Source organism: Amycolatopsis sp. NPDC059235 (genome assembly GCF_042754125.1).
GTDB lineage: Bacteria > Actinomycetota > Actinomycetes > Mycobacteriales > Pseudonocardiaceae > Amycolatopsis > Amycolatopsis albidoflava.
Genome location: NZ_JBHZAG010000170.1, coordinates 1 through 8900 on the forward strand (window position 1 = coordinate 1; position 8900 = coordinate 8900).

The 8900-nt window shown below is 69.9% G+C and carries 11 protein-coding genes; 6 read left to right on the forward strand and 5 right to left on the reverse strand.

Annotation, left to right across the window (positions count from 1 at the left end):
- Positions 1–176: 176 nt before the first annotated feature.
- The 4 genes from ACFXI3_RS46550 to ACFXI3_RS46565 all read right to left on the reverse strand — a co-directional run bounded on the left by ACFXI3_RS46550 (position 177) and on the right by ACFXI3_RS46565 (position 2715).
- Positions 177–527: a transcriptional regulator gene (locus ACFXI3_RS46550; protein WP_116201118.1), complete on the reverse strand. Its 351-nt coding sequence runs from the start codon at positions 525–527 to the stop codon at positions 177–179.
- A gap of 72 nt (positions 528–599) precedes the next feature.
- A complete protein-coding gene (locus tag ACFXI3_RS46555; protein ID WP_378408620.1) occupies positions 600–1418 on the reverse strand; it encodes an LLM class flavin-dependent oxidoreductase in 819 nt (272 codons plus the stop codon).
- Between the two features lie 83 nt (positions 1419–1501).
- Entirely contained in the window at positions 1502–2185 is a 684-nt protein-coding gene (locus ACFXI3_RS46560) for a metal-dependent transcriptional regulator (RefSeq protein ID WP_344281110.1), read from the reverse strand.
- Positions 2186–2274: 89 nt separating this feature from the next.
- Entirely contained in the window at positions 2275–2715 is a 441-nt protein-coding gene (locus ACFXI3_RS46565) for a GNAT family N-acetyltransferase (protein WP_344281113.1), read from the reverse strand.
- 58 nt (positions 2716–2773) lie between these two features.
- Between ACFXI3_RS46565 and ACFXI3_RS46570 the strand changes: the two genes are divergently transcribed.
- Positions 2774–3088: a hypothetical protein gene (locus ACFXI3_RS46570; RefSeq protein WP_378408623.1), complete on the forward strand. Its 315-nt coding sequence runs from the start codon at positions 2774–2776 to the stop codon at positions 3086–3088.
- 13 nt (positions 3089–3101) lie between these two features.
- On the opposite strand, the gene ACFXI3_RS46575 is transcribed toward ACFXI3_RS46570, so the two are convergent.
- A complete protein-coding gene (locus ACFXI3_RS46575) occupies positions 3102–4679 on the reverse strand; it encodes an amidohydrolase (RefSeq protein WP_378408625.1) in 1578 nt (525 codons plus the stop codon).
- 47 nt (positions 4680–4726) lie between these two features.
- Between ACFXI3_RS46575 and ACFXI3_RS46580 the strand changes: the two genes are divergently transcribed.
- The 5 genes from ACFXI3_RS46580 (at position 4727) to ACFXI3_RS46600 (ending at position 8838) form a co-directional block, all read left to right on the forward strand.
- A complete protein-coding gene (locus tag ACFXI3_RS46580) occupies positions 4727–5470 on the forward strand; it encodes an enoyl-CoA hydratase/isomerase family protein (RefSeq protein ID WP_344281121.1) in 744 nt (247 codons plus the stop codon).
- Positions 5467–7002 carry an ATP-dependent acyl-CoA ligase gene (locus tag ACFXI3_RS46585; RefSeq protein WP_378408627.1) on the forward strand — a complete coding sequence of 512 codons (1536 nt, stop codon included), beginning with the start codon at positions 5467–5469 and terminating at the stop codon, positions 7000–7002. The genes ACFXI3_RS46580 and ACFXI3_RS46585 overlap by 4 nt, the downstream gene beginning before the upstream one ends.
- Positions 6999–7646 (forward strand): TetR/AcrR family transcriptional regulator, encoded by a 648-nt coding sequence (locus tag ACFXI3_RS46590; RefSeq protein WP_378408629.1) that lies wholly within the window; start codon positions 6999–7001, stop codon positions 7644–7646. The genes ACFXI3_RS46585 and ACFXI3_RS46590 overlap by 4 nt, the downstream gene beginning before the upstream one ends.
- A gap of 46 nt (positions 7647–7692) precedes the next feature.
- Positions 7693–8019: a hypothetical protein gene (locus tag ACFXI3_RS46595; RefSeq protein ID WP_344281126.1), complete on the forward strand. Its 327-nt coding sequence runs from the start codon at positions 7693–7695 to the stop codon at positions 8017–8019.
- Between the two features lie 129 nt (positions 8020–8148).
- The gene (locus ACFXI3_RS46600) at positions 8149–8838 is read left to right on the forward strand and encodes a 4'-phosphopantetheinyl transferase family protein (RefSeq protein ID WP_378408631.1); all 690 of its coding nucleotides are present in this window, start codon (positions 8149–8151) and stop codon (positions 8836–8838) included.
- Positions 8839–8900 lie beyond the last annotated feature (62 nt).

An 8900-nucleotide genomic window follows, 5' to 3' on the forward strand; every position in this document is an offset into this window, starting at 1 on the left:
CACACATCAGGAAAGTTCCGTGAAGGGCTCCTTGAGGGAATCTGATTCCCTCAAGGAGCCCTTCACGGACTTCTGCTGGAGCGGAGAGCACCGCAGTCTTGGCGAACGCGGCGGACGGCGGCGCGTAGACGTCGGGATACGCCGGCGCACTCGCCGTCCGCCGCGGCCGGGCGCGCTCAGGAGAGCTGCTGGCCCGGCTGGTGGAACTGGCCGCGCGGACGCGGCGGGCCGAGCAGCCTGCGCAGCGACCCGTCCGGGACGCCGAGGATCTGCTCGAGATTTCGCAATGCCCGCAAGGATTCCGGGCGTTCCGGGCGGCAGCGTCCGGATTGCCAATGGCTCAAGGTCGCGAGACTGACCGTGGTTCCCCTTCCCCGCAGCCGATATCTGATGCGTTCGAGTCCGAGCCCGCGGGCCCGGATGGCCGCGCGCAGCGCTTCGGCGAACGGGCCGGTTTCGAGCAATTGCCCGAGATCCCGCCCTGTTGTACTCCCCCGGTCGATCGTCGGTGTTCGCTGACCGGTCATCGCACACGCTCCGAACCACGTCGCTGGGAAACCTCGGAGCGTAGGCCGGATAACGCATGATCGGAAGAGGGGTCACCCTTGTGCGGAGAGTCCCTGGGCAATCGCGGCGAACGGTTCCCCGTAGCCGGAATTGACCGTGACACAGGAAATCCCCCACCGCTCTCGCCAGCGGAGAAGCATTTCCCCAGCGGCGTCGGGGTTTTCCGGCAGCACGGTGACGGCTTTCTCCTCGACCAGCTGCGGCACGTCGACCCCGGTGTAGCGGGCGAGCTGAGGCGAAGGCTTGTCCCCGATAGCGGTCAGGTTCACCGCCAATTCCACATCGCGGTCTCCCGCGAACGAGCGAAAAGTGTCCACAATGGAGTCAGCCTGTTCCTCGGTCGTGCGCGGCCCCCAGGAAAACGTCACCACGTCGGCGGTGCGCGCGGCGAGCGCGAGCATTTTGGGCCCGGAAGCCGCGAGCAATAGCCGCGGCCGGTCGGGGCGCTGCGAAAGCACCTCGATGGTGTCCGCCAACCGGGCGACACGTTCCCCCGGCGAACCGAACTCGCGCCCCAGCGTTTCCGCGTGCTTGCCGGCCCCGGGATGACCGATGCCCAGCCCCAGCAGGAAGCGGCCGCCAGTCGCCTGATGCAGTGAATCGGCCTGCCACGCGAGGTTCCGGGCGGCACGGAACGGATCGGCGAGCACGAAGGTGCCGAGGGTGAGCTCGCTGGTGACCGCGGCGGCGGCCGGAACGAGCGTCAGCGGATCGAGCCCGCCGACCGGATCGGTGGCGAACATGATGTCGAACCCGAGGTCCTCGATCCGGCGGGCCTGCGCGGTCCAAGACGGCAGATCCGGCGCGTATCCGGTGACGATGCCGAAGCGGAAGGGTTTGGTAGTGGTCATGCCGTTTATCGTCGGCTCGGGGCCTTCGCGGCACATCCGTTCGGCGGCGACACTCGCGCGTACGCTCCGGAGCGCACGGTGCGTCAGCGCAGAGTCACGGACAACGCCTGCGCGATCTCCTTGCCGATCGCGTGCGTGGCGGCGTCCGGCGGCTGCCCGACCTTCACCACCATCGGCCCGCCGAACGGCTGCCGCTCGACCACCTCGATCCGCTCGCCGAGGCCGATCGCGTGCTCGGTGAGGTAGCGCAGCAGGTCCGGATCGGTGTCCCACACCCGGACGATCTCGCCGACCGCACCGGGCGGCAGGTCGTCCAGGATGCGCATCGGAAGCTCCTCGACGCTGCCGTCCGGAGCCGGGATCGGATCGCCGTGCGGATCGCGCACGGGATTGCCGAGCTTGGCCGCGATGCGCTCGACGAGCCGATCGGAGACGGCGTGTTCCAGCGCGTCGGCCTCGGCGTGGACCTCGTCCCAGGTGAAGCCGAGCTCGGAGACCAGGTACGTCTCGATCAGCCGGTGCCTGCGCAGCACCGACCGGGCGAGCTGGCGCCCCTCCGAGGTCAGCTCGATGCCGCGGTAGGGCACGTGCGCGACCAGCCCGAGCTGCGAAAGCTTCGTGACCATGCCCGACGCCGACGACGGGCTCACCTCAAGCCGCCCGGCCAGCGACGCGTTGGTGACCGCCTCGCCCCGTTCGACCAGCCCGTAGATCACCCGCACGTAGTCCTCGACCGACGACGACCTCCGGACGGAACCATCTCCCATACCGCATACGATACGGGGCCGGGTCTGTCGCGGTCTGCCGGTCAGGGCCGCCAGCGGGGGTCCGGCGGCCGGCCCCGCCGCCAGCGGAGTCACGGCCGCCAGCGGTAGCGCACCCATCCCGGCACCGGCTCCGCGCCGAGCTGCGCGTAGAACGCCTCCGCCTTGGCATTGCCCGCCTGCATGTCCCACTCGACCCGCCCCGTCGTCCGGGCGCGCAACGCGTCGAGCAGCTCCCGGCCGAGCCCGTGCCGACGGTGCTCCGGGCGGATGAACAGGTCGTCGAGCCAGATCCCCGGGCGGCCCTCCCAGGTGGAGAAATTCCAGCTGCAGAAGGCGAACCCGGCAACGAGATCCGGCCGCCCCGGCGGCGTGCAGATCAGCACCCACGCCTTCGGCTCCGGGCCGAACAGGTGGCCGCTCATCTCGGCTCGGTCGAGTTTCAGGTCGTGCTTGTCCTCGTAGACCGCGTGCTCCTCGATGAGCGTGCAGATCTCCTCGACGTCCTCGAAGACGGCGTCGCGAACGGGCATCGGGCACCCCTTTCTGGTTCTGGCGGTTTTTGTCGGTGGTCGCGGTTACCGTGCGGGAATGACAGCGGAGCGGTTCGAAGACCTGGTCGACGAGCTGCAGCAGTGCCCGGGGGTCACGCCGCCCCGGATCGGCCGCGGCTTCGGCTCCCACGCGCTCAAGGTGCACGGCCGGATCTTCGCGATGTTCGTCCGAGGCCGCCTCGTGGTGAAGCTGCCCAGGTCCCGGGTGGACGAACTGGTGGAGGACGGCCACGGCGTGCGGTTCGACGCGAACAAAGGCATCCCGATGAAGGAGTGGTTTTCGATGGATCCGGAGGCTCCGCTGAAGTGGAGCACGTTAGCCCGGGAGGCGATGGCGTTCGTAGGCAAGTGAAACACCGCCCCCGTCACGAGGCCTGGTAAAGCAGCTCGCCGCCCACCGCGGTGCCGAGCACCCGGGCGTCCTCCACAGTGGACAGTGGATCCGCGGACAGCACCACGAAGTCCGCGAGTTTCCCCGGCTCCAGCGTGCCGAGGTAGCTCTCCGCGAAGGTGGCGTACGCCGAACCGTAGGTATAGGCGCGCAGGGCCTCCGCCGGGGTCAGCGCTTCCTCAACCGAGAACGGTTCGCCGGTGGAGGTCCGGCGGTGGACCATGTCGGCGAGGCCCAGCAGCGGGGCGCCGTCGACGACGGGGCGGTCTGAGCTGGCGGGCAGCACGCAGCCGGCGTCCAGGACGCTGCGGAGGCGGTAGCACCACGGCACCCGTGATTCGCCGAGGGCCGCGCGCATGCCGTCGCCGAGTTCGTTCACGAATCGGCCTTGCGGGGACGCGATCAGGCCCAGCGAGGCCAGGCGGGTCAGCTCCGCGGGCGGCAGCACGGCGCAATGCTCGATGCGGTGCCGGTGGTCGGGGCGCGGGTTGGCGGCGAGGGCGGCTTCGTAGGCGTCCAGGACCACCGTGACGGCTCGGTCGCCGATGGCGTGGGTGGCGATTTGCCAGCCGGCGTCGTGGGCTTGGCGGATGGTACGCGTCAGCTCGTCCTCGGGGACCTGGAAGTAGCCGCGGTTGTCCGGTTCGCCGGCGAACGGTTCGTGCATCGCGCAGGTGCGGCCGATCAGCGAGCCGTCGGCGAAGAGCTTCATCGGGCCGACGCGCAGCCACTCGTCGCCCAGGCCGGTGCGCAGGCCCAGGTCCAGGCCGAAACCGGCGCCGTCGGGCAGGTCGTGCAGCACGCTCGCGGCCACCATCACCGTGCTGCGCACTCGCAGGACGCCGCGTTCGCGCGCGAGCTGGTACGCGGCCAGCTCGGCCGGTGTCTCGCCGACCAGGCCGCCGCCGATCCCGGCTTCCTGGACACTCGTGATGCCCTCGGACAGGTACTGCCGGCTAGCTCGGTCGAGGCCGCGGACCACCGATTCGAGCGGCGTCGGGTACGTCAGCGGACGCAGCAGCAACTGCGCCTGCTCGCGCAGCAGGCCGGTCGGCGACCCGTCCGCCGACCGGACTACGTCGCCGCCGACCGGGACGTTCGCCAGGTCCAGCTGGTCCAGCACCGCCGAGTTGACCAGCGTCATGTGGCCGGACGTGTGCTTGAGCCGCACGAGCATGCCGGGGGCGGCCCGATCGAGGCCGTGCCGGTCCGGGTGTTCGCCGCCGGCGAGTTTGTTCTGGTCGTAGCCGCTGCCGACGACCCAGCTCCCGGCGGGCAGCTCGGCCGCGCGTCGCGCCACGGCGGCATACACCTCGTCGACGCTGCGGCAGTCGCTCAGCGGCACGTCGTCGAGGCCCATGCCGAACCAGGCCATGTGGTTGTGCGCGTCGTGGAACCCGGGCGCGACGAAGCCCCCGCCGAGATCCACCCGGCGGCGGGCGGACAGCTCGCGCGCGTCGTCGCCCAGCGCCACGATCCGGCCGTGCAGCACCGCCAGCGCGGTGTCGCCGGTGACCAGCCTGGCGTTCTCGTACACCGCGTCAACCTGCATGCCTTCGACACTATCGATCGATCGATCGAACGTCTAGGCTCCCTCCCATGAGCACCGTTGACCTGGCCGTCGAGGGCGGCATCGCGCAGATCCGGCTGAACCGGCCCGAGCGGCTCAACGCCGTCGCGCCCGTGCTGGTGGACGACTTCCTGACCGCGCTGGAGGAGGTCGCGCACAGCGACGCCCGCGTCGTCCTGCTCGCCGGCAACGGCCGCGCCTTCTGTGCCGGGCACGACCTGAAGGAACCCACCCCCGAGGGTGATTCCCGGGCGCGGCTGGAGCGGCTCCAGGACGTCACGCGCCGGCTGCGCGCGCTGCGTCAGCCGGTGATCGCCGCCGTGCACGGGTACGCGATCGGCGCGGGCGCGGAGTTCGCGCTGGGCTGCGACCTGATCCTGGCCGCCGAGGACGCCGTCTTCGCGTTCCCCGAGGTGTCGCTGGGGCTGAGTGTCACCGGTGCCGCGTCCAGGCTGCTCCCGCTGCTGGTCGGGCCGGTCAAGGCCAAGGAACTGCTACTGCTCGGCGACCGGTTCGACGGCCGCCGCGCGCACGACCTCGGTCTCGTCAACGCTGCCGTGCCGGCCGACGAGCTGATGCCGCTGGCGCTCGGCTGGGCGGAGAAGATCGCGCATCACCCGCCGGAGGCCGCCACGATGGCGAAGCGGGCGCTGGACGCCGGGATCGACCACGCCTTCGACTCCGCGCTGGAACTCGAGGTCACCCACGCCCTGATCACCGAGCACTCGGCCGCCGTCCGCGCGTCGACCGAAGCGTTCCGGAGCCGGGCGTGACGCCGCTGCAGCACGTCGACACGCTGGTCGCCCTGGTCACGCGCGCCGCGCAGCTCTGGCCCGAGCGCACGGCGTGGATCTTCGACAGCACCGATACCCGATTCACTTTCGCCGAGGTCGACGACCGCAGCGGACGCCTGGCGAAAGCGCTCCAGGACCAAGGCGTCCAGGCAGGCGATCGCGTCGCGGTGATGCTCCGCAATGAGCCGGAATTCCCGCTCCTCTGGCTCGCGCTCGCCAAACTCGGCGCAGTTCTGGTCCCGGTGAACATCAACTACCGCGAATTCGACGGCGCGCACGTCCTGCGCCACTCCGGCGTGCGACTCGCGGTGGCCGCCGAAGAGTTCGTGGAACTGCTGGAGAAAATCGCGCCGGAAACGGCCGTGGAACGCGTCCTCACGCCGGACGCGCTGCGATCGGAAACGCGCTGCGAACCGGAATCGGTCGTGGCCGAACAGCCGGTGAACATCCAGTACACGTCCGGCACCACCGGCGCGCCGAAGGGCTGCGTGCTGCCGCACCGCTACTGGACCACGCTCGCGATCGGCCTGGCCACCGGCTTCCCCGCCGTCGGCGAAGACGACATTCTGCTTACCGCGCAACCGTTCCACTACATTGATCCACAGTGGAACGTCGCGCTCGCGCTGGCCGCCGGGGCGACGCTCGTCGTGCTGGACCGCTTCCACCCTTCCACGTTCTGGGCGAAGGTCCGCGAGCACGAGGTCACCTGGTTCTACTGCCTCGGCCTGATGCCGACGCTGCTGCTGCGCCAGCCGCCGCATCCGGACGACCGGAACCACCGCGTCCGCGCGATCAGCGCGTCGGCGATCCCGCCCGACCTGCACGCGCAGCTGGAGCAGCGCTGGGGCGTGCCGTGGTACGAGGCCTTCGGGATGACCGAGACCGGCGGCGACATCCGGGTCTCCGAAGCCGATCACGACGCCGCGGTCGGCACCGGCTGCATCGGGCGGCCGACCCGCGACCGCGAGGCGATGATCGCCGACGAGAACGGGAAACCGTTGCCGCGCGGCGAAACCGGCGAACTGCTGATCCGCGGTATCGGGCTGATGCACGGCTACCACGAGGATCCCGAAGCGACCGCGCGCGCCTTCGCCGGCGGCTGGTTCCACACCGGCGACCTCGCGCGGATGGACGCCGAGGGCCGCGTCTACTACCTCGGCCGCACCAAGGACATGATCCGCCGCAGCGGCGAGAACATCTCCGCCGACGAGGTCGAGCGCGCGCTGCTGCAGCATCCGGAAGTGCGGCTCGCGGCCGTGCTCGCGGTGCCGGACGAGCTGCGCGGCGAGGAAGTGAAGGCGTACGTCGTGTGCGGCGAGAACCGCCCGTCGCCCGAGGAGCTGGCGGAGTTCTGCGCCCGGCAACTCGCGTACTTCAAGGTGCCGAGGTTCTGGACGTTCGCGGACGACCTGCCGCGCACGCCGTCGGAACGCGTCGCGAAGGGCGAACTGCGCAAGGTCGCCGACCTCCGTGCCGGATCCTGGGACCGCAGCACCGGGGAGTGGCAGTGAGCAGCGCCGAGCGCGTCCGGGCAGCCGCCGTGAAACTGTTCGCCACCAAGGGTTTCCACGGCACAGGCATTCGGGATCTGGCCCAGGAGGCCGAACTTTCTTCGGCGACGCTCTATCACTACATGGGCACCAAGGAAGATCTTCTTGTCGAGATCATGACGACCTCGCTGCGCCGGCTGATCGACGCGGTCGCGAAGGCCACCGCGGGCAGCGACGATCCGGTGGTCCGGATGCGCACGCTGGTCGCGCTGCACGTCCTCGCGCACGCCGCGCAGCCCGGCGAAACCCGGGTGGTGGACAACGAAGTCGACGCGCTTTCGGCTCCGGCGCGTGCCCGCGTCGTCGCACTGCGGGACGAATACGAGCAGTACTGGGCCAACGCGATCGAGGACGGCGCCGCGGCAAACGTGTTCCACACCGCACAACCGGCCGTGACCCGGCTCGCATTGCTGGAAATGTGCAGCGGCGTGGCCCGGTGGTATTCGCCGAAAGGCCCGCTCAAGCTCGAAGACCTGGCCACGCACTACGCGGAACTGGCATTGCGGGTGCTCGGACATCCGGTCGCGGTGCGTGCCCGCGACCTCCGGCAATGCCTCGAAGTGGTCGCCCAGGTGTGGGACTTGCCTGTCCAAGAGGGCTTTTAGCGCCATACGCCTTGCTCAGACGGCGAACGTGGGGGACGCTCGAAGGGTGACTGAGCAAACGATCCAACTCGAACTGGACGACTCGGGTCTCTCGCCTGGCCTGCCCGCACCCGCAAACCCGCGCGATCAGGTCCAGGACGTCCCGTATCGGCCAGTCGAGTTTCGTGACGACGACCTGCCCAGCGCGCTCGAGCGCTGTGCAGTATGGCTGCGCCAAGCGCAGGAGTGGCTGGGAGAACCGCTCGACGTCCTCGCGATCCACCTAGACTACGACGAGCGGCAGGGTTCGCCCTACTACGACGTGAAATTGCTGTGCAACGAGGAGGACCTAGCCGGGGTCCCGATCGCGATGCGCGACAAGAACAAGTCTTAACACTCGTCATCTCCGCCGCGAAGGCCCTCTCGGACTCCGAGGGGGCCTTCGCCGCGTTCGCCGGTAGGGGCATGACAAACCTCGGCGCATCCGGGCAAGATCGGAGGCGGACGAGGGAGGGTATTGCCGGTGACCGAAATCGTGGTGCGCTGGTCCGAGCCGCTGCCCGCGGAGGACCGCTACCTGAAGCTGCTGGACGACCTGGAGCGCGGCCGCTACGACGCGTACCGGCTCGAAATCGACCAGCGCCGCTTCCTGACTGGCCGGGTTCTCGCGAAGACGCTCGTCGCGGAACGGCTCGGCGGCGCGGCGGAGTCCGTGCGTTTCGACGCGACCTGCGACGACTGCGGCAAACCGCACGGCCGTCCGCGCGTTCCAGGTTCGGACCTCGTGCTGTCGATCTCGCATTCGGGCAACCTGATCGGTCTCGCGGTGACTGACGGGGTGCCAGTGGGCCTCGACGTCGAAACCGCCAGCCGCAAAGCGGACGCCTCGCTCGTGGAGTACGCGTTGAGCCCGGCCGAACGGGAAGCCGTCGCGGGCCTGTCGGACGAGGAGCGTTCGGCGGCGTTCTTCATCTACTGGACGCGCAAGGAAGCGGTGATGAAGGCCACCGGCAAGGGGCTGAAAATCCCGCTGCAGAGCATCACGTTCTCCCGCTACGACGCGCCCGCCGAGCTGGTGGCGTCCGGCGACGACGCGCTCGACCCGGCGCGGACCCGGCTCGCCGACCTCAAGGCGGCCGACGGGCACCGGGCGGCGGTGGCGGCGTTGACCGCGGACAGCCTGAGCGTCACCGAGGAGCGCTGGGTCCCGTGAGGTCGTGAGTGGCTACGCCGGTTAGAACCGGCGTAGCCACTCACGAGGCGCTGGCGTCCAGC